At 67.3% G+C, this 20,866-nt stretch carries 28 protein-coding genes; 17 read left to right on the top strand and 11 right to left on the bottom strand.

From position 1 onward, the window contains the following. Position 1 precedes the first annotated feature (1 nt). On the bottom strand, positions 2-496 hold the full coding sequence (gene def / locus K1T73_RS07805; protein ID WP_220603362.1) for a peptide deformylase: 495 nt from the start codon (positions 494-496) through the stop codon (positions 2-4). Next, positions 493-1,011 (bottom strand): peptide deformylase, encoded by a 519-nt coding sequence (gene def / locus K1T73_RS07810; RefSeq protein WP_220603363.1) that lies wholly within the window; start codon positions 1,009-1,011, stop codon positions 493-495. Before def (K1T73_RS07810) ends, def (K1T73_RS07805) begins: the two co-directional genes overlap by 4 nt. Positions 1,012-1,109: 98 nt before the next feature. Between def (K1T73_RS07810) and K1T73_RS07815 the strand changes: the two genes are divergently transcribed. Both K1T73_RS07815 and K1T73_RS07820 read left to right on the top strand, forming a co-directional pair. After that, positions 1,110-2,282 carry a MalY/PatB family protein gene (locus K1T73_RS07815; protein ID WP_220603364.1) on the top strand — a complete coding sequence of 391 codons (1,173 nt, stop codon included), beginning with the start codon at positions 1,110-1,112 and terminating at the stop codon, positions 2,280-2,282. 119 nt (positions 2,283-2,401) lie between these two features. Next, positions 2,402-2,944: a murein L,D-transpeptidase family protein gene (locus K1T73_RS07820; RefSeq protein ID WP_259400494.1), complete on the top strand. Its 543-nt coding sequence runs from the start codon at positions 2,402-2,404 to the stop codon at positions 2,942-2,944. A gap of 48 nt (positions 2,945-2,992) precedes the next feature. On the opposite strand, the gene K1T73_RS07825 is transcribed toward K1T73_RS07820, so the two are convergent. Both K1T73_RS07825 and K1T73_RS07830 read right to left on the bottom strand, forming a co-directional pair. Next, complete coding sequence (locus K1T73_RS07825) at positions 2,993-3,667, bottom strand: hypothetical protein (RefSeq protein ID WP_220603365.1); 675 nt, start codon at positions 3,665-3,667, stop codon at positions 2,993-2,995. Between the two features lie 188 nt (positions 3,668-3,855). Then, entirely contained in the window at positions 3,856-4,554 is a 699-nt protein-coding gene (locus K1T73_RS07830; RefSeq protein ID WP_220603366.1) for a fumarylacetoacetate hydrolase family protein, read from the bottom strand. A gap of 80 nt (positions 4,555-4,634) precedes the next feature. Here K1T73_RS07830 and K1T73_RS07835 point away from each other — a divergent pair, with 80 nt between their 5' ends. Both K1T73_RS07835 and K1T73_RS07840 read left to right on the top strand, forming a co-directional pair. After that, a complete protein-coding gene (locus K1T73_RS07835) occupies positions 4,635-5,336 on the top strand; it encodes a DUF1045 domain-containing protein (protein ID WP_259400495.1) in 702 nt (233 codons plus the stop codon). Positions 5,337-5,465: 129 nt separating this feature from the next. Further along, on the top strand, positions 5,466-5,990 hold the full coding sequence (locus K1T73_RS07840) for a TetR/AcrR family transcriptional regulator (protein WP_220603367.1): 525 nt from the start codon (positions 5,466-5,468) through the stop codon (positions 5,988-5,990). Positions 5,991-5,998: 8 nt separating this feature from the next. On the opposite strand, the gene K1T73_RS07845 is transcribed toward K1T73_RS07840, so the two are convergent. From K1T73_RS07845 to K1T73_RS07860, 4 genes are all read right to left on the bottom strand, one after another. Continuing rightward, positions 5,999-6,619: a trimeric intracellular cation channel family protein gene (locus K1T73_RS07845; protein WP_220603368.1), complete on the bottom strand. Its 621-nt coding sequence runs from the start codon at positions 6,617-6,619 to the stop codon at positions 5,999-6,001. After that, positions 6,616-7,080, bottom strand: a complete 465-nt coding sequence (rnhA, locus tag K1T73_RS07850) for a ribonuclease HI (RefSeq protein ID WP_220603369.1) — start codon at positions 7,078-7,080, stop codon at positions 6,616-6,618. Before rnhA ends, K1T73_RS07845 begins: the two co-directional genes overlap by 4 nt. A gap of 63 nt (positions 7,081-7,143) precedes the next feature. Continuing rightward, positions 7,144-7,737: a class I SAM-dependent methyltransferase gene (locus tag K1T73_RS07855; protein WP_220603370.1), complete on the bottom strand. Its 594-nt coding sequence runs from the start codon at positions 7,735-7,737 to the stop codon at positions 7,144-7,146. Then, a complete protein-coding gene (locus tag K1T73_RS07860) occupies positions 7,734-8,210 on the bottom strand; it encodes a DUF3429 domain-containing protein (RefSeq protein ID WP_220603371.1) in 477 nt (158 codons plus the stop codon). Before K1T73_RS07860 ends, K1T73_RS07855 begins: the two co-directional genes overlap by 4 nt. Positions 8,211-8,231: 21 nt before the next feature. On the opposite strand from K1T73_RS07860, the gene K1T73_RS07865 reads away from it, so the two are divergent. Then, complete coding sequence (locus K1T73_RS07865; protein ID WP_220603372.1) at positions 8,232-8,384, top strand: hypothetical protein; 153 nt, start codon at positions 8,232-8,234, stop codon at positions 8,382-8,384. Continuing rightward, entirely contained in the window at positions 8,381-8,740 is a 360-nt protein-coding gene (locus K1T73_RS07870) for a hypothetical protein (protein ID WP_220603373.1), read from the top strand. Before K1T73_RS07865 ends, K1T73_RS07870 begins: the two co-directional genes overlap by 4 nt. Positions 8,741-8,762: 22 nt before the next feature. Here the strand turns inward: K1T73_RS07870 and ispH are convergent, their stop codons facing one another. After that, a complete protein-coding gene (gene ispH, locus K1T73_RS07875; protein WP_220603374.1) occupies positions 8,763-9,716 on the bottom strand; it encodes a 4-hydroxy-3-methylbut-2-enyl diphosphate reductase in 954 nt (317 codons plus the stop codon). A gap of 107 nt (positions 9,717-9,823) precedes the next feature. Between ispH and K1T73_RS07880 the strand changes: the two genes are divergently transcribed. Then, positions 9,824-10,948 carry a TIGR03364 family FAD-dependent oxidoreductase gene (locus K1T73_RS07880; RefSeq protein WP_220603375.1) on the top strand — a complete coding sequence of 375 codons (1,125 nt, stop codon included), beginning with the start codon at positions 9,824-9,826 and terminating at the stop codon, positions 10,946-10,948. Between the two features lie 21 nt (positions 10,949-10,969). Here K1T73_RS07880 and K1T73_RS07885 read toward each other — a convergent pair whose 3' ends face one another. Then, positions 10,970-11,542, bottom strand: a complete 573-nt coding sequence (locus K1T73_RS07885) for an NYN domain-containing protein (protein WP_220603376.1) — start codon at positions 11,540-11,542, stop codon at positions 10,970-10,972. Positions 11,543-11,676: 134 nt separating this feature from the next. Between K1T73_RS07885 and folK the strand changes: the two genes are divergently transcribed. The 10 genes from folK to K1T73_RS07935 all read left to right on the top strand — a co-directional run bounded on the left by folK (position 11,677) and on the right by K1T73_RS07935 (position 19,898). Next, entirely contained in the window at positions 11,677-12,249 is a 573-nt protein-coding gene (folK, locus tag K1T73_RS07890; RefSeq protein WP_220603377.1) for a 2-amino-4-hydroxy-6-hydroxymethyldihydropteridine diphosphokinase, read from the top strand. Positions 12,250-12,321: 72 nt separating this feature from the next. After that, positions 12,322-12,675 (top strand): DNA-directed RNA polymerase subunit omega, encoded by a 354-nt coding sequence (rpoZ, locus tag K1T73_RS07895; RefSeq protein ID WP_220603378.1) that lies wholly within the window; start codon positions 12,322-12,324, stop codon positions 12,673-12,675. 30 nt (positions 12,676-12,705) lie between these two features. After that, a complete protein-coding gene (locus K1T73_RS07900) occupies positions 12,706-14,889 on the top strand; it encodes a bifunctional (p)ppGpp synthetase/guanosine-3',5'-bis(diphosphate) 3'-pyrophosphohydrolase (protein WP_220603379.1) in 2,184 nt (727 codons plus the stop codon). Continuing rightward, on the top strand, positions 14,867-15,520 hold the full coding sequence (locus K1T73_RS07905; RefSeq protein WP_220603380.1) for a DUF2062 domain-containing protein: 654 nt from the start codon (positions 14,867-14,869) through the stop codon (positions 15,518-15,520). The genes K1T73_RS07900 and K1T73_RS07905 overlap by 23 nt, the downstream gene beginning before the upstream one ends. Positions 15,521-15,611: 91 nt before the next feature. After that, positions 15,612-16,361: a pyridoxine 5'-phosphate synthase gene (locus K1T73_RS07910; RefSeq protein WP_220603381.1), complete on the top strand. Its 750-nt coding sequence runs from the start codon at positions 15,612-15,614 to the stop codon at positions 16,359-16,361. Next, positions 16,361-16,786, top strand: a complete 426-nt coding sequence (locus K1T73_RS07915; protein WP_220603382.1) for an ABZJ_00895 family protein — start codon at positions 16,361-16,363, stop codon at positions 16,784-16,786. The genes K1T73_RS07910 and K1T73_RS07915 overlap by 1 nt, the downstream gene beginning before the upstream one ends. Further along, entirely contained in the window at positions 16,783-17,223 is a 441-nt protein-coding gene (locus K1T73_RS07920) for a hypothetical protein (RefSeq protein WP_220603383.1), read from the top strand. Before K1T73_RS07915 ends, K1T73_RS07920 begins: the two co-directional genes overlap by 4 nt. A gap of 7 nt (positions 17,224-17,230) precedes the next feature. Beyond that, a complete protein-coding gene (gene acpS / locus K1T73_RS07925; RefSeq protein ID WP_220603384.1) occupies positions 17,231-17,656 on the top strand; it encodes a holo-ACP synthase in 426 nt (141 codons plus the stop codon). A 128-nt stretch (positions 17,657-17,784) separates the two neighbouring features. Next, on the top strand, positions 17,785-19,086 hold the full coding sequence (locus tag K1T73_RS07930) for an aminotransferase class III-fold pyridoxal phosphate-dependent enzyme (protein WP_220603385.1): 1,302 nt from the start codon (positions 17,785-17,787) through the stop codon (positions 19,084-19,086). Between the two features lie 50 nt (positions 19,087-19,136). Next, a complete protein-coding gene (locus tag K1T73_RS07935) occupies positions 19,137-19,898 on the top strand; it encodes a class II aldolase and adducin N-terminal domain-containing protein (protein ID WP_220603386.1) in 762 nt (253 codons plus the stop codon). Between the two features lie 12 nt (positions 19,899-19,910). On the opposite strand, the gene K1T73_RS07940 is transcribed toward K1T73_RS07935, so the two are convergent. Continuing rightward, complete coding sequence (locus K1T73_RS07940) at positions 19,911-20,822, bottom strand: aminotransferase class IV (RefSeq protein ID WP_220603387.1); 912 nt, start codon at positions 20,820-20,822, stop codon at positions 19,911-19,913. Positions 20,823-20,866: the final 44 nt, after the last annotated feature.

A 20,866-nucleotide genomic window follows, 5' to 3' on the forward strand; every position in this document is an offset into this window, starting at 1 on the left:
CTCATTTCATCTTGCGTGCGCGGCGCAGCAGCATGTCGCGCTTCACCCGGCCCAGCCGGTCGAAATACATCCGCCCGTCCAGGTGATCGACCTGGTGTTGCACGCTCGTGGCCCAGAGTCCGACGAAATCGCGTTCCTCGGTCTCACCCGCAGCGTTCACGAAGCGCACCATGACGGCGCGCGGGCGGCTGATCCGGGCGCTGACGCCGGGCAGGCAGGGGCTCGCCTCCTCGTGCTCGCGAAGCTGGACGCTTGCATGGAGGATTTCGGGATTGGCCATCCGCACCGCCTGACCGCGCGCCTCGCTCGCGTCGACGACCGCGAGGCGTTGCATGACGCCCAGTTGCGGCGCGGCGAGGCCGACGCCCGGCATCGCCTCCATCACCGCGATCATCTCGTCCCAGAGCGCGCGGGTCGCGTCGGTGATCTCGGAGACCTCGCCGGCGCGCGTCCTGAGCCGCCGATCGGGCCAGCGCAGCACCGTGCGCGGGGTCACGCGCGCGCCTGTTCGCGCTTGAGCTTGACCATCTTGCGCGTGATGAGCTGGCGTTTCATGGCGCCGAGGTAATCAATGAAGAGCTTGCCGTCGAGGTGGTCGATCTCGTGCTGGACGCAGGTGGCCCAGAGTCCGTCGAATCCGGCGCGATGTTCCTCACCGTCAAGACCCATCCACCGCACCTCGACCTCGGCGGGGCGCGTCACCTCGGCGAATTGCTCGGGGATCGAGAGGCACCCTTCCTCGTAGACGTTCGTCTCGTCCGAGGAGGCCAGTATCTCGGGGTTGACCATCACCTGCGGCGCGGGCTCGGCATCCTCGTCCTTCTCGCAATCCATCACGATGAGCCGGCTCAGCACGCCCACCTGCGGCGCGGCGAGGCCGATGCCGGGCGCGTCATACATCGTCTCGAGCATGTCCGCGGCGAGCGTCCGCAGCTCGTCCGTGATGTCCGGCACCGGCGCGCAGACCTTCTTGAGGCGCGGGTCGGGATGGATGAGAATGGGGCGTTTCATGGCGCCTCATTTAGGCCATCGACCCAGCCCGCGCAACGCCCCTTGCACCCGCGCGCGCATGGGATAGCTTGCGGCGCGCAAGGAAACGGAGCCATCCCATGAATTTCGACGAGATCATCGACCGACGCCACACCCATTCCGCCAAGTGGGACAGCATGGAGGGGATCTACGGCGTCTCGTCCTCGGACGGTCTGGCCATGTGGGTGGCGGACATGGATTTCCGTCCCCCGGCCTGCGTTCAGGAGGCGGTGGAGCGCATGGCGGCGCATGGCATCTACGGCTATTACGGCGAGGATGCGAGCTATCGCGACGCGATCCGCTGGTGGATGCGCGAACGCCACGGCTGGGACGTGGCGCGCGACGAGATCTTCTCGACCCACGGCCTCGTCAACGGCACCGGGCTTTGTGTCGATACCTATACCGAACCGGGCGACGGGGTGGTGCTCATGACACCCGTCTATCACGCCTTCGCGCGCGTCATCAAAGCCGCGGGACGCCGGGTGATCGAATGCCCGCTCGCCCTTGCGGGCGACCGATACGAGATGGATTTCGACGCGTGGGACGCGCAGATGGACGGCTCGGCGCGGATGCTCATCCTCTGCTCGCCGCACAATCCCGGCGGCCGCGTCTGGACACGTGACGAGCTTCGCGGCGTCGCCGAGTTCTGCCGCCGCCACGACCTGATCCTCGTCTCGGACGAGATCCACCATGACCTCGTGATGCCGGGGCGCACGCATGTTCCCATGCCGCTTGCCGACGAGACGATCCTCGACCGGCTGGTCATGATGACGGCGACCACCAAGACCTTCAACATCGCCGGAAGCCATGTCGGGAACGTCATCATCCACGACGAGACCCTGAGAAAACGCTTCGCCGCGCGCATGGCGGGCCTGGGCATCTCGCCCAATTCATTCGGGATCTTCATGGCCGAGGCCGCCTATTCGCCCGAGGGGGCGGAGTGGGTGGATGCGCTCGTCCCCTATCTCGACGGCAACCGGCAGGCGTTCGAGGCGGGCATGAACGCCATTCCCGGCGTCCGGGCCATGCCGCTCGAGGCCACCTATCTCACCTGGGTCGATTTCTCCGGCACCGGGATGGAGAGGGCCGAGGTGATCCGCCGGGTGCAGGACGAGGCGCGCATCGCGCCGAACCACGGACCGACCTTCGGCAAGGGCGGCAAGAGCTTCCTGCGGTTCAACGTGGCCATGCCGCGTGCGCGGGTGAACGAAGCGGTCGAGCGGTTGCAGGAGGCGTTCTCGGACCTGCAATGACCGTGCCGTCGCGCCCGCGATCTTCACTTGCCGCGCCCGAGACCCCATCTTGGGGCGATGATGGCGAGACCTGACACCTTGCGACCCACGCGCCGCGCCGGCCGGATGGAGGGCTGCGCATGATGCGCTGGCTCATCCGCGCCATGGCGCTCACGCTGCTCCTGCTGGTCGCGGTGGCGGTGGGGCGGCACCTTCTGGCGCCGGTACCGCCGGCGCCGCCCGTCCCGCTGCCGCCGCTTACCGGCACGATCGACCTCATCGAACTCGACAAGTCCGAACGCCGCCTCACCGTCTATCGCGATGGCGAGGCGCTGCGCAGCTACGAGGTCGCGCTTGGCCCGGAGCCCGAGGGCCACAAGCGCCGCCAAGGTGACGGGCGCACGCCCGAGGGGGAATACCGCATCGACCGCCGCAACCCGCAAAGCGCCTTTCACCTGTCGCTCGGGATCGACTATCCGCGGCCACAGGACCGCGCCCGCGCCGCCGAAGCGGGCGTCTCGCCGGGCGGTGACATCTTCTTTCACGGTCAGCCGAACCTCCTGCCGCATATCGAGCGGCGTGCGGGCGACTGGACAGAAGGGTGCATCGCGCTCACCAATGCCGAGATCGAGGAGCTCTGGCGCGTCACCCCCATCGGCACGCGCGTCGTGATCCGCCCCTGAGCAGGAAAGCGCGCAGTCCTTCCTGCTCAGCGGAAAAGCCGGGACGCCTCAGCGGGCCAGGTTGATCTGATAGCCGACGCTGATTTCCACGTGATTGGTCTGGACCTTGAAATTCCCCGCGGGGGCGCCGCTTCTGAGTGGGACATCGATGTCGTCACTGAAGAGATAGCTGGTGCCGAGTGACAGCGTTCCCCGGTCGCCCATCTTGCGGAGAAACCGCAGGCCGAACTGACCATAGGGGGCATAATCACTCTTCGATCCCCGAACGACGGTGTCGTTGGTCGAAACGTCGCGATACATCATGCCGAGGCCTGCGCCGGCTTCGGCACGCCAGACGCCGTCATCGTGAAACGGCGTCCATGCATTCACCCCGAGCCTGGCGGTGTCGATCGAGGTATTGTAGAAGAACGTCGGCGCCGGGAGGCCCGGAAAGCTTGCCGAACGGGTGCTGTAGTCGTCATACCACGCGAACTCGAGCTCGGGCGTGATCGACCTGCCACCGATCGTCCATTGGTCGCGCATTCCGAATTTCAAAGCGAGGCCCGCGGTATACGCTTGCTGGTTGTCATCATTCGAAAAGCCGCCCGCCGTATTGAAACCGCCAAAGTCCACCAGCGATCGCGCGCCGATCAGATCGAAACCGATATAGGCATCGCCGGCTTGCGCAGCCGTGGTGGTGCCGAACGAGAGTGCCGCCACGGCGGTCAAGAGAAATTTTTTCATCGACTCAAACTCCTTCCCCAACTGACCGTTGGATAGCGCGGCCGTTTTGAGAAACCATCATTTTCCGGCCCGCCCGCGTCGGAATTTTTTCGCCTATCGTCATAATTGCAACGTGCTTGTCGCGGCAGGGGCGCGCCTGCCCGAATGCCTCGCTTCGGCATGCATGGTCCATCCGCACGCGAGCCCGATCACCCGCGCTTGATGGCAAGCTCCACGGGTGCAAGTCCGTCGATGCGGCCGGTGAGCTTTGCGCCCGGTGTGACCGGCCCGACACCCGCGGGCGTGCCGGTCATGATGACGTCGCCGGGCATCAGGCGATAGTATTGCGAAAGGTGCGCCAGGATCTCGGGCACGGACCAGACCATGTCCGACAGATGCGCATCCTGCACCGTGCGGCCGTCCATCTCGAGCGTGATGCGCTGCTCGCCGATCTCTCCGAAGGCGGCGCGCGGCGTCAGCGCGCCGAGAATGGCGGCATTCTCGAAATCCTTGCCGAGATCCCAGGGTCGGCGCTTCTCCTTCGCCTGGCCCTGCAAGTCACGCCGCGTGAGGTCGATGCCGCTGCCATATCCCCAGACCGCCTCCATGACAGCGTCGCCCGCGACCCCGAAGAGCTCCGCGCCAAGCGCCACGACGAATTCCATCTCGTAGTGGCAGTCTTGCGTGCCCGGCGGGTAGGCGATCTCGGATCCGGAAGGGCAGAACGCATGCGCGGACTTGGTGAAGTAGAAGGGCGCCTCGCGATCGACCTCGTTGCCCATTTCCGCGGCATGGGCGGCATAGTTGCGCCCGACGCAGAAGATGCGGCGCAGCGGGAATTGCTCGGGCCGGTCGGTGATCGCGACGCTCGGAACGGCGGGCGGGTCGAACAGATAGGCTTCGGTCATGCGTCATCTCCCTGCATTTCGCCGGATTTATGCGCGCCGTGCGGCCCGAGGTCAAAGGGATTGGCGGGCGGAGACGATCCGTGGCATCAGGCGCCATGCAGTTCTCGCGCGTCGCCATCTACCACAGCTTTGCCCCGGCCCCCTGGTCCGACTGGGCGACGCGCTGGCTGGGCCATGATCTCGCGACCGGGGCGCCGGTCGGTCCGCCCCCGAACCTTGCCGCCGCCCCGGCAGCCTGGACCGAGGCGCCTCGCCGCTACGGGCTTCACGCGACGTTGAAGCCGCCATTCGTGCTCGGGGGAGGGTCAAGAGACCTGCGCGCGGAGTTCCGCCAATTCTGCGACGGGCGGGCCCCCGTGACCGTGGGCGCGTTGCGCCTTGCACCCCTGGGCCGATTCCTGGCCCTCGTGCCCGAGAGGCAGCCGGCCGCGTTGTCCGAGCTTGCCGCGCGGGTCGTGCGCGACTTCGACCGTTTTCGCGCGCCGCCGTCCGACGCGGAGCTCGACCGGCGCCGCGGCGCGGGGCTTGCGCCGCCGCTCGAGGAGAACCTGCGCCGCTGGGGCTATCCGCACGTGATGGAGGCCTTTCGCTATCACGTCACGTTGACCGGGAAGTTGCCGCGCGCCGCACGGGACGACGCGCGGGCCATCCTAGAGACCCATCTCGCGCCGCTCCTGCCGCAAAGCCTCACGCTCGACGCGCTGAGCCTCGTGGGCGAAGACGCAGAGGGCCGCTTTCATCTCGTGGAGCGGCGGGCGCTCTCGGGATCCGGTGGCGGTTAGCCGGGCTGCCTCGGCGGGTTTTCTCCCGTATCAAACGGCGTGCGGTTGGGGTATCGTGCCGCGATACGACGCGCCGCCCCGCTTTTCCCGAACTTGCCGTCTTCCGAGGCCACCGCTATGACCCGAGCCATGACCGATGCCCCCCGACGCTCACTCACCCGTGCCGACTGGCTTGCCGCCGGGCGCGCCGCGCTGGCGGCGAGCGGCCCCTCCGCGCTGGCCGCCGAACCGCTCGCGCGGGCGCTTGGCACCACGAAGGGTTCGTTCTACTGGCATTTCCGCGATCTGCCGGCGTTCCAGGACGCGCTCATCTCGCATTGGGAGGCGGGGGCGCTCACGGCATTGACCGAACCCTCCGGCGACACCGCGCCCGAGCGGCTTCGCGCGCTCGCGGCGATCATTGCCACGCCCGACGCGACCGAGACGGCGATGCGCAGCTGGGCGCTGGGGCGGCCCGCCGCCGCGGAGGCGCTGGCGCGCGTGGATGGCGCGCGGCTCGATCTTCTGCACGCTCATTTGCGCGCCATCGGGATCGGCAACCGGGGCCTTGCGCGCATCCTGCGCGGGGCCGCGACCGGCATCGCCGCGCTCGGGGACGAAAGCGACGGGGACGATATCGTGTCGCTCGTCGATCTCATCCTCGCGCTGCGTTAGGCCAAGGCCTAGCGGGGCGGGCGGGTTCGGTAGACGGGCAGGCGCCAGCCGAAGGCGAGCGAGCCCGCACGGAGCGCGAAGGTGATCACGCCGCAGGCGCCAAGGGCCAGGACCGGGTCATCCATCAGATCGGCCACGATGACGGCCGCGAGCGACCCGGCGAAGGCGGCGGTCACGTAGAGTTCGCCCTCGCGCAGGACGAGCGGCACCTGTCGCACCACAACGTCGCGCATGAGCCCTCCCAGGCAGCCCGTCGCCATTCCCATCAACACCACGATCACCGCGGGCTTGCCCATCTGGAGCGCGAAGCCCGCGCCGGCGGGCGCCGCCACCGCGAGCGCGAGCGCGTCGAGCCAGCGCAGCCAGCGATAGCGGCTCTCGACCAGGTGGGCGGTGAAGAAGATGAACACGGCCGCCGCGACGGCGATGAAGATGTAGTCGGGGTTGTCGACCCAGAAGATCGGGTAGCGGTCGAGCAGCACGTCGCGCACCGTGCCCCCGCCGACGCCGGTGAGCGCCGCGAGGAAGGCGAAGCCCACGATGTCGAGCTGTGCGCGGCTCGCCACCAGGGCGCCGGTCAGCGCGAAGACCGCGACCGCGCCGTAGTCGAGCAGCGCCAGCGGGGTCATTTTCCCGCTCCCGTCTTGAAGGGTGCCATCCCGGCGCGGGCGAGCGCGTCGGCGCGCTCGTTCTCGGGGTGGCCCGCGTGGCCCTTGACCCATTCCCATGTCACGTCGTGGCGTGCCGCGGCGGCGTCGAGGCGCTGCCACAGTTCGACATTCTTCACGGGTTTCTTCGCCGAGGTCTTCCAGCCGTTGCGCTTCCAGCCGTGGATCCAGCCGGTGACGCCGTTCTTCACGTATTGGCTGTCGGTCACGATGGTCACGGTCGAGGGTTTGCTCAGCGTCTCGAGCGCGGTGATGGCGGCCATGAGTTCCATCTGGTTGTTGGTGGTGACGGCCGCGCCGCCCGAAAGCTCGCGCTCCTTGACGACGGTGTCGCCCTCGCGCGCCTGCATCAGCACGCCCCAGCCGCCGGGGCCGGGATTGCCGGAACAGGCGCCGTCGGTATAGGCGATGAGGTCAGGCATGGCGGGGGCGGGACTTGGTCATCATGGGGCGTGCTGTGCCGGGAATCGCGGTGCGATGCAAGCCTAGCCCCTGCTGGTGATCGTGATCCACGGGGCGGGCGTGCCGTCGAGCCCGGTCTCGACCCCGCTGCGGGAGGTGAAGGGCACGAGGCCCGCGTCGCGCAGGAGCGATGTCAGTTCGGGTTCGGTAACGTAGGTGTAGAGCCGGCCGATGGCGTCGCGCGCCTCGCCCGTGCCCGTCTTCATGCCGATGTGGAAGAGCCCGCCGGGTTTCAGCGCGCGCCGGAGCGCCGAGAGGTGGCGGGGCAGATCGGCGCGCGGGGCGTGGAGGAGCGAGAAGTTGGCCCAGATCCCGTCGTAGAGGTCTTGGCCGTCGATGTCGTCGAAGCTGGCCTGACGCGCGGTCACGCCGGGATGGGCGCCGGCGAGGCGCACCATCTCGGCGCTGGCATCCGTGGCGGTGACGCAGAGGCCCGCATCGGCCATCGCCGCCGCCGCGCGCCCCGGCCCGCACCCCAGATCGAGAACCGTCGCGCCCTCGGGGAGCGCCGCGATGAAGGCCGCGAGGGCGGTGTCCTGCGCGCCGGTGGAGAAGCGTTGCGCGTAGTCGGCGGCGCGGGCGTCATAGACGGCGACGGTTTCGCGGTCGATGCTCATGCGGTGATGGTGACGAAGAGGCAGGCGAGGACCACGCCGGTGAGCAGGAGGCGGAGCGGCATCCACCAGTTCGGCGCGGCGCCCCAGCGGGCGAAGAGCCAGTCGAGGGGAAGAATGGCCAGGAACCCGACCATGAGCGCAAGCCCCGCCCTGTCCGGCCCGCCGCCCGTGGTGAAGAACACCCAGAGCGCGGGCAGAACCGAAAGCCCGTAGCCTAGCACGGCGCGGCGGCCATCGAGCCTCGTGGCGAAGCCCCAGAGCACGCCCGACATGAAGGAAAGGATCACCGCGCCGTAGAAGAGCGCCACGTAGGGGCCGACGAAGCGCGGGCCGATCGTGGCGGTGGTCCAGTTGCCGAGCGGCTCGGAATAGAGCGTGGCGACGCCCCACAGGAAGGGCAGAAGGCCCGCGAGCCCGAGGAGCAGGGGTGCTCGGGGGAGGGTCGTTGCGGGAGGGGTCGGGTCGGGTGTCATGAGTGAAGGGATAGGGCAATCTTGACGGAAATCACCATCCGCGCGGTGGCGCGGGTCGGCGGGGGCGTTTTCTTGCAGGAAAACGGGGCAAAAAATCGCAGTTTTGCCGGGGCGGGATTGACCGTGGGGGCCTGGCTGGTGTGGATTCGGACGAAAGAAGGAGATCTTGAATGAAACATCGTCTTGCGACTTTTGCAATTCTCGCCTGGGCCGGCTCGGCCGCGGCCCAGCCGGTGGCGGATCCGAATGGCCATGTGTCGGGTCAGTTCGGCGGCACGGAACTCGATATGCCCGCCCTGTGCGAGAAGGCGCCCATCGCCGTGGTGCGCACGCATGACGGTGCGGATGCGCCGGGGGTCGAGATCGCGTTGCCCGGCAGGGTGGCCAGCATCGAGGTCAGGACAGGCGATGCGACCCATCAATTCGGGAAGACCGTCGAGGTGGAGGAATTTCCCGTGACGCTCGAGGGCACGGTCGACGGGGTCGACTACGCGCTCACGCTCGACTGTCCGGCGGACTTCGCGGACTGAAGGGGCCTGTTTCGGGGTGGGCTCAGGCGGTTTCGCGCAGGACGCGGGGCACCTTGAAATGCACGTTCTCGGTCGCGGTCTCGACCTCTTCGACGGTCACGTCGAACCGGGCGCGCAACGCGTCGATCACCTCGTCCACCAGCACCTCGGGCGCGGAGGCGCCGGCGGTGACGCCGATGGAGCGCACCCCGTCGAGCGCGCGCCAGTCGATGTCGGCGGCGCGCTGGACAAGCTGGGAATAGCTGCATCCGGCCTTGGCGCCCACCTCGACCAGGCGGCGGGAGTTGGACGAGTTGGGTGCCCCCACGACAAGCATGGCCTGGGCCTTGGCGCCGATGGCCTTGACGGCCTCCTGCCGGTTGGTGGTGGCGTAGCAGATGTCTTCCTTGTGCGGGCCGACGATGGACGGAAAGCGCGCCTTGAGCGCGGCGACGATATCCGCCGTATCGTCGATGGAGAGCGTGGTCTGGGTCACGTAAGCGAGCCGCGCCGGATCATCGACTGAGACCCGCGCCACGTCGTCCACGGTTTCCACCAGCAGGACGGCGCCGTCGGGCAACTGGCCCATGGTGCCTACCGTCTCGGGGTGGCCGGCGTGGCCGATCATGATGATCTGGAGGCCCGCGGCATTGTGGCGCTCGGCCTCGATATGAACCTTCGAGACGAGCGGGCAGGTGGCGTCGACGAAGATCATCTCGCGCCGCGCGGCCTCGGCGGGGACGGATTTCGGCACGCCATGGGCGGAAAAGATGACGGGGCGGTCGGCGGGACAGTCGTCGAGTTCCTCGACGAAGACGGCGCCCTTGGCGCGCAGATCGTCGACCACGTACTTGTTGTGCACGATCTCGTGGCGCACGTAGACCGGCGCGCCCCATTTCTCGAGCGCGATCTCGACGATCTTGATGGCGCGATCGACGCCCGCGCAGAAGCCGCGCGGCGCGGCGAGGTAGAGGGTGAGGGGGGGCTTCGTGCTCATGAGGTTGCAGATAATGCCTGGCCGCGGTCGCGTCCACCCGTGCCGGGGCATTGACCTTGGCGCGCGACCCCGCGCAGGGTTGCGAGGCACGGGCGCGGAGGGAGCTCATGGAGAAATTCGACCTGGTCGTCGTGGGGGCGGGGATGCTGGGGCTCGCGCATGCGTGGCAGGCCGCACGCCGGGGGCTGCGCGTGGCGGTGCTGGAACGTTCGGCGCGGGCCGGTGGCGCGTCGGTGCGGAATTTCGGAATGCTCGCGCTCGTGGCGCAGGCGCCCGGCCCCGAGCGGGAACGCGCCGTCCGGACACTCGACCTGTGGCGCGAGATCGCGGCCGAGGCGGATATTCCGCTCAGGCAGGCAGGGGCTCTTTTCCTCGCGCGGACGCCTGAGGAGATGGACGTGCTGGACGAGGCGGCGGCGGATGCGCGGCTGAATGTCGCGCCCGTGGCGCGGGACGCGCTAGAGCGGCGCGCGGGCGTGCCGGTTGCCGAAGGGATCCTGGGGGGCGGGTGGAGCCCGGACGCGTGGAAGCTCGACCAGCGCGAGGCGATGGCGCGGATGGCCGATTGGCTCACCCGGCGTCACGGCGTGACCTTCCGTTTCGGCGCCGAGGTGCTTGGCGTGAACGGGGGCGAGGTCGAGACCGCCGGGGGCGCATGGCGCGCGGAGCGGGTGATCCTGTGCGGCGGCGACGAGTTCGCGACGCTTTTCCCCGAGGCGTTCGCTCGCACCGGCGTGAGCCGCTGCCGGTTGCAGATGATGCGCACGGCGCCGCAGCCCGCCGGATGGCGGCTTGCGCCCTTCGTCCTGGGTGGGCTGAGCCTGACGCGCTACGCCGCCTTCGCGCATCTGCCGTCGCTGGCCGCGTTGAAGGCGCAGCAAGCCGCGCATCAGGCGGAGTTGATCGCCGACGGGATACACCTGATCGCGGTGCAGGAGGATGATGGCAGCGTCACCCTGGGCGATTCGCACCATTACGGCACGGGGCCGGAGGTGCGGGACGAGGATGTGGACCGGCGGATGCTGGAGGTGCTGAAGGGTCTGGTGCCCTTGCCCGAACCGCGCATCGCGGAGCGGTGGATGGGCGCATACGCGGTCCTGGACGGGCGGGATGTGCTGACCCTCGAGCCAGCGGAGGGTGTCACCGCGGTGACGATGACGAACGGTCAGGGCATGACCCACGGCCTCGGCGTGGCCGGGCGGATCGTGGAAGAGGTGTTCGGAGCGGCGTGACGGGCTGGCCCGGCCTGCGGATCAGCCCTCTTCGGCGTAGTTGCGCGACGTGTCGGAGCCGGTATCGCGGGGCGGGCGGCCGATCACTTCCTTGAGGTCGTCGAGTTCGATGAAATTGTCGGCCTGCCGGCGCAGGTCATCGGAGATCATCGGCGGCTGGCTCCGGATGGTGGAGACCACCGAGACGCGCACGCCCTGCCTCTGGAGCGATTCGACGAGCGGGCGAAAATCGCCATCGCCGGAGAAGAGCACGATGTGGTCCACGCGCGGCGCAAGCTCCATGGCGTCCACCGCGAGCTCGATGTCCATGTTGCCCTTGACCTTCCGGCGTCCCTGGCTGTCGGTGTATTCCTTGGCCGGCTTTGTAACCATGGAAAACCCGTTGTAGTGCAGCCAGTCGACGAGTGGGCGGATCGGTGAGTATTCCTCGTTCTCGAGCAGCGCGGTGTAGTAGAAGGCGCGCAGAAGCTTGCCGCGACGCATGAATTCGCTTCGCAACAGCTTGTAATCAATGTCGAATCCAAGCGCCTTGCCCGCCGCGTAAAGATTCGATCCGTCGATGAACAGCGCGAGCCGTTCGTCCTTGTAAAACATCAAAATGTCCTTTCGAATGCGGCAAAACCGTAAAACTGCCCCGGGGGAAGATGAGTGGATTTGAGGCACGGTTTGCACCTAGGTAGATTTTCGGATCGAAAACGACAAGTGTTCCGGCGGGAAACAGCCCAAAGATGCACGTGACGTCACAGCACCCGGTCCTGATCGCACTCGGGGCGAACCTGCGATCCGCGGCGGGACCACCGGAGGCGACGCTGCGCGCGGCCCTGGAGCGGCTGGGCGCGCGGGCCGTGGATGTGGAGGCGGTGAGCGGGTTCTATGACACGCCCTGTTTCCCGCCCGGAGCCGGGCCGGATTACGTGAACGCCGCCGCAAGGGTCACGTTCGGGGGCGGGCCCGAAGCGCTTCTGGCGGTGCTGCACGAGATCGAGGATGTATTCGGCCGCAAACGCGAGACGCGCTGGGGGCGCAGGACGCTCGATCTCGACCTGATCGCGATGGGTGACCTGGTCTTGCCCGATGCGGAGACGCATGCTGCGTGGCGCGCGCTTCCGGCCGAGAGGCAGCGTGAGGTCGCGCCCGAGCGTCTCGTCCTTCCGCATCCGAGGCTCGAGGAGCGCGCCTTCGTCCTCGTCCCGCTTCGCGACGTGGCGCCGCGCTGGCGGCATCCGGTCACCGGGCGCAGCGTCGAGGAGATGATTGCGGCCCTCCCGGCCAGCGCGCTGGAAGAGGTTGTTTTACGCTGATTCGGCGCTTGTAAATCCCTTTTCGGGGGCGTAGATACGGGGCTTCTGATACATGCCCATACCGGAGGTCACATGGCCCGCGTAACGACAGAAGATTGCGTCGACAAGGTTCCGAACCGTTTCGAGCTGGTGATGCTGGCCGCCCATCGCGCGCGAGAGATCGCGGCCGGGTCCCCGCTGACCGTGGATCGCGACAACGACAAGAACCCCGTCGTCGCCCTGCGCGAGATCGCCGAGGAGACCCAGAGCGCCGAGGATCTGCGTGAGCGCCTGATCGAGTCGAACCAGACCGAGATCGAGGTGGACGAGCCGGAAGAGGATTCCATGGCCCTGCTCATGGGCGGCGAGAGCGACAAGCCGCAGGATGACGACATGTCCGAGGAAAAACTGCTTCGGGCACTGATGGAGGCACAGGGCCAGGGCTGACCCGGCCCCGTCGGCGCGGGGTGAGCACGCATGATTCCCATTCCGGTCGAAGACCTGATCACGCTCGTCCGCGCCTATAATCCCAAGACCGACGAAAAGCTCATCCGTGCGGCCTATGAGTATGGCCGGGAGATGCACAAGGGGCAGTCGCGGTATTCCGGCGAGCCCTATTTCAGCCATCCCGTCGCCGTGGCCGCCATCCTCGCGAGCCAGCGGCTTGACGATGCGACGATCATCACCGCGCTTCTGCATGACACGATCGAGGACACGCGCGCGTCCTACGCGACGATAGAAGAGCGGTTCGGGCGCCAGGTCGCCGATCTCGTGGACGGGGTGACGAAGCTCACGAACCTCCAGCTGTCCAGCAGCGAAACCAAGCAGGCCGAGAATTTCCGCAAGCTTTTCATGGCGATGTCGAAGGATCTTCGCGTGATTCTCGTGAAGCTCGCCGACCGGCTCCACAACATGCGCACCATCAAGGCGATGCAGCCCGAGAAGCAGGTGCAGAAGGCGCGCGAGACGATGGACATCTTCGCGCCGCTGGCCGGGCGGATGGGGATGCAATGGATGCGCGAGGAGCTCGAGGACCTGGCGTTTCGCGTCATCAACCCCGAGGCGCGCGCGTCGATCATGCGTCGCTTCGTCACGCTGAGCAAGGAATCGGGCGACGTGATCGAGCGGATCACCAGCGACATGCGCCATGAGCTCGACACCAAGGGGATCGAGGCCGAGGTCTATGGCCGCGCGAAGAAGCCCTATTCGATCTGGCGCAAGATGCAGGAAAAGCAGATGGGCTTCTCGCGCCTGTCGGACATCTACGGGTTCCGCATCATCACCGGAAGCGAGGCCGACTGCTATGCAGTGCTGGGTGCGATCCACCAAAGGTGGCGCGCGGTGCCGGGGCGATTCAAGGATTACATCAGCCAGCCCAAGTCGAACGGATACCGCTCGATCCACACGACCGTGTCGGGGCGGGACGGCAAGCGCGTCGAGGTGCAGATCCGCACGCAGGCGATGCATGACGTGGCCGAAAGCGGCGTGGCGGCCCATTGGTCCTATCGCGACGGCGAGCGCGTCGAGAACCCGTTCGCGGTCGATCCCGCGAAGTGGATCAGCTCGCTTACCGAGCAGTTCGACGCGGAGGAGGATCACGAGGATTTCCTCGAGGCCGTGAAGCTCGAGATGTATGCCGACAAGGTGTTTTGCTTCACGCCCAAGGGCGATGTGGTGAAGCTTCCGCGGGGGGCGACGCCCATCGATTTCGCCTACGCGATCCATACCCGGATCGGCAATGCCACCGTCGGGGCCAAGGTCGACGGCATGCGCGTGCCGCTCTGGACCCGGATCAAGAACGGGCAGTCGGTCGACATCATCACGGCCGACGGCCAGATGCCGCAGGCCACATGGCTCGAGATCGCGACGACGGGGAAGGCCAAGTCGGCCATTCGCCGCGCCCTTCGGGAACAGGATCGCGACCGGTTCATCAAGCTGGGCCGCGAGCTGGCGCGGGCGGCGTTCGAGCATGTGGGCAAGAAGGCCACCGACAAGGCGCTGGAGACCGCGGCGCGCACGCTGCGCCTTGGCGGGGCGGATTCGATCCTCGCGCGGCTGGGAAGCGCGGAACTGACCGCGCGCGAGGTGGTGAACGCGGTCTATCCCGACCTCGTCAAGGAGGAGACGGACGACATCCGCTCGGACGCCGCGGTGATCGGTCTTGGCCCGGATCAGCATTTCGACCGGGCGCCGTGCTGCCAGCCCTTGCCGGGCGAGCGGATCGTGGGGATCACCTATCGCGGGCAGGGGGTCGTCGTGCACGCGATCGACTGCGAGGCGCTGGCCGCCTTCGAGGAACAGCCCGGACGGTGGCTCGACCTGCGGTGGCATTCGGGCTCGCACCCGCCGATCTACAACGTCTCGCTCGATGTCACGATCGGCAACGACGCCGGGGTCCTGGGCCGGATTTGCACCTTGATAGGCGAGCGGAAGGCCAATATCTCGAACCTGACCATTTTCGACCGAAAGCCCGATTTCTACCGGATGATGGTCGACGTGGAGCTGCGCGACGTCGAGCAGTTGCACAGCGTGATCTCGACGCTGGAGGCGGATAGCGACGTGGCGGCGGTCGAGCGGTATCGCGATCCGGCCCGCGCGGCGGGGAGCGCGGCGGCAATGGAACGGCAGGAGCCCAAGGGTGGTTTTCAAGCGGCGCAATAAGCAGGGCTGGCTCGAATGGCTGGGCTCGCTTGTCTGGCCGAAGGGGGGCTGGGGCCGCGCGATCCGTTACCTCAACCACCGGCTTTTTCGCCTGCCCGACCCGCCGCATCGTATCGCGCGCGGCATCTTCGTGGGCGTTTTCATCACCTTCACGCCCTTCTTCGGCTTGCATTTCGTGCTGTCGGCGATCCTTGCGTGGATCCTGCGGGGCAATATCGTTGCGGCGCTCCTGGCCACATTCGTGGGCAACCCGCCCACCTTCGTGTTGATCGCGGCGGTGTCGCTCGAGACCGGGCACTGGCTTCTGGGACGGCCGCCGCCGGGCGAGGTGGACGAGGGCATGTTCGAGCTTTTCTGGCACGCGATCCAGAGTTTCTTCTGGAACATCTACGCCGTCTTCACGGGCCAGCCGGTCGAGTGGGGGCCGCTCGTGCAGTTCTGGCACGAGGTTTTCTTTCCCTACATGATCGGCGGGCTGATCCCGGGCGTGATCTGCGGGCTGGCGGCCTACTATTTCTCGCTTCCGTTCATCCAGGCCTATCAGAACCGCCGCAGCGGGCGGATCAAGGCCAAGCTGGCCGAGATGAAGGAAAAGGCGGCGGCCAAGAAAGCGGCGAAGAAGCCCGAGTGAGGCGCCGTGCCCGGCAAAAAAGGGGGGATGCCAAGCGCGGGACAAACCCGCTAGGCTGCGCCGAGAGTCGGGACCAGGAAGGGGATGCGCCATGACGTTTGTCGGAAAGCTGAGGCTGGGAGTGAATATCGACCACGTCGCCACGGTGCGCAATGCGCGCGGCGGCGATGTGCCGGACCCGGTGCGCGCCGCGGTGCTGGCCGAGGAGGCCGGCGCGGATGGGATCACCGCGCATCTGCGCGAGGATCGGCGCCATATCCGGGACGAGGATATCGACGCGCTGATGGCGCGGCTGACCGTGCCGCTCAACTTCGAGATGGCGGCGACCGAGGAGATGCAGGAAATCGCGCTGCGTCACAAGCCGCACGCGGTCTGCATCGTGCCGGAAAAGCGCGAGGAGCGGACGACGGAAGGCGGCCTCGAGGTCGCGGGTGACGAGAAGCGGCTTGCGGACTACATCGCGCCGCTGCGCGAGGCCGGGTGCCGCGTGTCGATCTTCATCGGGGCAGAGCGTGCCCAGATCGAGGCGGCCGCGCGGATCGGTGCGGAGGTGATCGAGCTGCATACGGGGGCGTATTGCGACGCCCATGCCGAGGGCGACATCGCGACGCGCGACCGCGAATTCGAGGCGCTGCGCGAGATGGCCACGGTGGCGCACGATCTCGGTCTCGAGGTTCATGCCGGCCATGGCCTGACCTACGACACGGTGATGCCCATCGCGGCGCTGCCCGAGGTGATGGAGCTCAATATCGGGCATTTCCTGATCGGGGAGGCCATCTTTACCGGGCTCAAGCCCGCCATCGCCGAGATGCGCGCGTTGATGGAGAAGGCGCGCGCGTGATGGCCTGGCCGCTGCGATACGCGCTGGTCTTCCTGGCGGCGGCGCTGGTGATCGGGCTTTCGGTAAGGGCGATGGGCAGCGAGGTGGTGGGCCTCATGGTCACGCTGCACCTGATGGTCCCGGCGATGATCGCCGCACTTGTCGAGGGCAGGCAGGCGGCGCGGATTTTGGGCGCCGTGCCGCCGCGCGCCGCGCTCTGGCGGTTCGCGCTGGTGGCCTCGGTGATCGCCCTGGCGCTGGCGCTATCGCTGGGCCACCTGGCGGGTCGGGCGGCGCCGGCCTTCGCGACGCTGGTCGGAAGCCCCGACGCCGCGCGGCTGCTCGCGGGGTGCATCATCGGCTACCTGCTGTGCAACCGGTTCCTTTTCGCGTTGGGTGCGAAGAACCACCTCGACAGGATGAAACAGGACGGAGAGGGCGAATGAAGAGATTGCTGGGCGCTTGCGCGCTGGTGCTCGGCGCCGGAGCGGGATGGGCGCAGACGGTCGGCGAGTGCGACTGGCGCGCGGGGGCCGACGCGCTGGTCGAGCCGTGGGACGAGAACACGGCGCTTTTCTCGCAAGGCAAGGTGCGGATCGCGCTGCTGGACAGGGTAGAGCCGGCCGCGGCAGCCTTTTATGTCCTGATCCTGTCGCCGCCCTACAACGAGCTGGGCGAGCGGCAGTGCCGCATTCTGAGCCGTCGAGAAGGGATGGGGTTCGCCGGGCTGTCCTTCGACACGCTCGAGGCGGACTACGATCCGGCGGTGGGGCTGATCTTCACGATGCAGGCGAAGGAATTCGACGGGCTCGATTATCACCCCGCGACCCTGCGCTTCACGGTCAACCAGGCGACGGGCGAGATCGCGGGGCGGATCGAGTGAGGCGCGCATGATCCTCGGCATCGGCACGGACCTTGCCAATATAGAGCGGATCGAGCGGACGCTGGCGCGTTTCGGCGACCGGTTCCGCAACCGTGTCTTCACCGAGGTGGAGCAGCGCAAGGCCGAGCGGCGGCGCGACGTGGCGGGCACCTATGCGAAACGCTGGGCCGCGAAAGAGGCGTGTTCCAAGGCGCTGGGCACCGGCCTGCGGATGGGGATCGCGTGGAAGGACATGGCGGTGAGCAACCTCGTCACCGGCCAACCCGTCATGGCCGTGACCGGCTGGGCCGCCGAGCGGCTGGCCGAAATGACGCCCGAGGGGCACGAGGCGATCATCCATGTCACGCTCACCGACGATCACCCGTGGGCGCAGGCCTTCGTGGTGATCGAGGCGCGGCCGCTGCGGCCCGAGGAAGACGACGCGGCGTCCTGATCGACCAACGCGGGCAGGTCCGTCCAAACCCTGCCGCGCGGAGCGGTCCCGCCGCGCTCTCTTGAAACCTTGCCTCCGTTGGCTCAAGCTGCCGAGCGAATCCCCCCTTTTCGCAGGAGCGCACGGCCATGAACGATCAAAGCCCCATTCCGAACGATCTCGACAGCTACTGGATGCCGTTCACCGCGTCGCGCACCTTCAAGAAGGCGCCGAAGCTGGTGAGCAAGGCGAAGGGACTCTTTTATTCGACGCCGGAGGGCCGCGAGATCTTCGACGGGACCGGGGGACTGTGGTGCTCGAACGCGGGACACAATCATCCGCATATCATCGAGGCGATCCAGAAGCAGGCCGCCGAGATGGATTTCGCCCATTCCTTCAACCAGGGCCACCCGATCGCCTTCCAGGCGGCGAGCCGCATGGTGGCGCTGGCGCCGGGATACGACCATGTGTTCTTCACCAACTCCGGGTCGGAGGCGGTGGATACGGCGCTCAAGATCGCGCTGGCCTATCACACGCACCGGGGCGAGGGGCAGCGGCGTATCCTTGTCGGACGTCAGAAAGCCTATCACGGGATCAATTTCGGCGGTCTGTCGGTGGGCGGTATCGGCCTCAACAAGGGGCAGTTCGGCACGCTTTATCCCAACGCGCTGCACATGCGGCACACGCTTCTGCCCGAGAACCGTTTCTCGCGCGGGCAACCGGAGAAGGGCGCGCACCTGGCGGACGACCTGCAAGCCATTTGCGAGACCCATGGCGGCCACAATGTCGCCGCCGTGATCGTGGAGCCGGTCGCGGGCGCGGGTGGCGTGTTCCCGCCGCCCAAGGGCTACCTGCAACGTCTGCGTGAAATCTGCGACGAGCATGGCATCCTGCTGATCTTCGACGAGGTGATTACCGGCTTCGGGCGCATGGGGACGGCCTTTGCCAGCCAGTATTTCGACGTGAAGCCCGATCTTTTCACCGCTGCCAAGGGGATGAGCAACGCGACCGTGCCGATGGGAGGCGTGTTCACGACCTCGAAGGTGCGCGAGGCGTTCCTCAAGGGCCCCGAGGCGATGCCGGACCTGTTCCATGGCTACACCTATTCGGGCCATCCGCTCGCCTGCGCCGCGGCCATCGCGACGCTCGACGTCTATCGCGACGAGGAGATTTTCGAGAACGCGGGCAAGATGATGCCGGTGTGGGAGGACATGCTGCATTCGCTCAAGGGCGGCACGGACGTCATCGACATCCGCAACATGGGCATCCTGGGTGCGATCGAGTTCGACCCCAAAGCGGAGCGCACCGCGCCGCAGATCGCGCAGGCCGCATGGGAGAAGGGCCTCGGCATCCGGCCCATCGGCAACTCGGTGGCCATGTCGCCGCCGCTCACCATCGACGAGCCGCATATCGGCATGGTCCACGACATCCTGAAGGACGTGATCGGATAACCCCCGAGGGCGCCCCGGCGGGCGCCCTCGTCGCAGAAGGAGGATGAGCCATGGACGGCACCGCCGCGCGGAATGCCGCGAACATCACGCATTGGACCGAACGCTGCGACCTTGCCGCGGCGTTTCGCTGGACCGCGCGGCTCGACCTGCACGAGGCGGTGGCCAATCACTTCAGCCTCGCAGTGAGCGAGGATGGCAGCGAATTCCTGATGAACCCCAACCAGCGGCATTTCTCGCGCATCCGGGCCTCGGAACTGCTGCATCTCGATGCGAACGACCCGGAGGCGATGGAGAAGCCCGGCGCGCCGGATCCGACTGCGTGGGGGCTGCACGGCGCGATCCACCGGCATTGTCCGCACGCGCGATGCGTCATGCATGTCCATTCGATCTTTGCCACGGTGCTGGCCAGCCTCGAGGACAGCCGCCTGCCGCCCATCGACCAGAACTGTGCGACCTTCTTCGACCGCTACGTGATCGACGAGGGCTATGGCGGGCTGGCGTTCGAGAGCGAGGGAGAGCGCTGTGCGGCGCTTCTGAGCGATCCGAAGGTCAAGGTGATGATCATGGGCAACCACGGCGTCCTCGTGATCGGCGACACGGTGGCGGACACGTTCAACCGGCTCTACTATTTCGAGCGGGCCGCCGAGACCTATATCCGCGCGCTTCAGACCGGTCAGCCGCTGCGCGTTCTGTCGGACGAGGTGGCAGAGAAGACGGCGCGCGAGCTCGAGGATTATCCCGGCCAGGCGGACGCGCATTTCGGCGAATTGCGTGCGGTCCTCGATCACGAGGGATCGGATTACGCGAGTTAGGCCGACCTTCGATCAGTCGGTGTCGGGATAGTCGATATCGCTGCGATAGGCGGGATCGTCCAGAAGCTCGAAGTAGCGGCTGCGAAGGGCGAGCGCCACGGGTCCGGCTGCGCCGTTCGAGAAATGGCGGTCGTCGATCCGGACGACGGGCACGACGCCGCCGCCGGAGGTCGAGAGAAACACCTCGTCCGCGTCAAGAAGCTCGGTTACAGGCAGCGCGCGTTCCTCGACCTCGTAGCCCATGTCGCGGGCCATGCGGATGACGGTGTCGCGGGTGATGCCGTGCAAAGCGCCCTCGCGTGGGGTTGCGACGCGGCCGTCCTTGAGCGCGAAAACGTTGAAGCCCGGCCCTTCGGTCACGTTGCCCGCGCCGTCGGGCAGGAGCACCGTTTCGAAGCGCGCGTCCTTGGCCTCGAAAAGGCCGGCGGTGAAATCGCCCCAGTGGTAGTTCTTCACTCGGGGATCGACGCTTGCCGGCGGTATCCGCTGGAGCGTCTTCGACAGGTGGACGGCCACACCGGCCTCGGCCTGTTCGGGGCGCACTACATGGATATAGGGCACGCACCAGGCGTAGAAGTGATTGGCGCAATCGCGTGGATCGCGGCTGCCTGGGATGAGGGGCGTGCCGCGTGCCGCCACCATGGCGACGTAGGCCCGGCGCAGGCCCGAGCGGGCGACCATCCCGTCGAGCGCGCGAACGATGGCGTCGCGGTCCATTCCCACATCCATGCGCAGCGCGGACATCGACGCCTCGAACCGCGCGAGATAGGCGTCGCGGCGGAAAAAGGCGCCGTTCCAGACCGGCACCACGTCATAGGTCACGTCCGAATGGGTGACGGCCCAGTCGGTCACGCTGATCGTGGCCTCGGAGATCGGGACGATCTGGCCGCGTATCCACGCGGCGCCCTTGGAGAAATCGCTCATGGTCGCGACCGTGGCCCAGCCTCTCGCGCCCGGCAAGCGAAAAT

The sequence above is a fragment of the Roseovarius sp. SCSIO 43702 genome (assembly GCF_019599045.1).
Lineage (GTDB): Bacteria > Pseudomonadota > Alphaproteobacteria > Rhodobacterales > Rhodobacteraceae > Roseovarius.